Origin of the sequence: Pseudomonas sp. EL_65y_Pfl1_R83 (assembly GCF_963970695.1) — a bacterium.
Lineage (GTDB): Bacteria > Pseudomonadota > Gammaproteobacteria > Pseudomonadales > Pseudomonadaceae > Aquipseudomonas > Aquipseudomonas tritici.
The window spans coordinates 1-533 of record NZ_CAXAQI010000224.1 but is presented as its reverse complement, the minus strand read 5'-3'; the positions used below and the strand labels follow the sequence as shown (position 1 = coordinate 533).

1 protein-coding gene is annotated in these 533 nt (G+C 61.7%); it reads right to left on the bottom strand.

Translation table 11 applies throughout. The annotated features are described in order from the left end of the window. Window positions 1–114: 114 nt before the first annotated feature. On the bottom strand, window positions 115–533 hold a 419-nt coding region (locus AACY08_RS28540), incomplete at its 5' end, for an alpha/beta fold hydrolase (protein WP_339472447.1).

Here is a 533-nt window from a genome sequence, read left to right as displayed (position 1 = left end):
GACGGTGCCAGCGCACTGAGAGAATAGCAGGAGCACTGCGAGGAGCCAAATTTGCTCGCGTTCACGGACGCGATCGTCCCGCTTGAGGCGGCGGGACGATCGCTCTGCGAAACCTCAGCCCTTGATGAACGCCAGGAGATCCGCGTTGATGATCTCGGGGTGGGTCGATGCCATGCCATGCGGCAGGCCGGGATAGGTCTTCAGCGTACCGCGCTTGAGCAGCTTGATGCCAAGGCGTGCGCTGTCGTCGATCGGCACAATCTGATCGTCCTCACCATGCATGAACAGAACAGGCACATCGATCTTCTTGAGATCGTCGGTGAAATCGGTCTCGGAGAAGGCCTTGATGCAGTCATAGTGCGCCTTGGCGCCGCCCATCATGCCCTGGCGCCACCAATTGTCGATCAGGCCCTGGCTGACCTTGGCGCCCGACCGGTTGAATCCGTAGAACGGGCCCGCTGGGACGTCCCTGAAGAACTGGGCGCGGTTCGCCAGCAGCGCAGCGCGGAAGCCGTCGAAGACTTCGAGCGGAA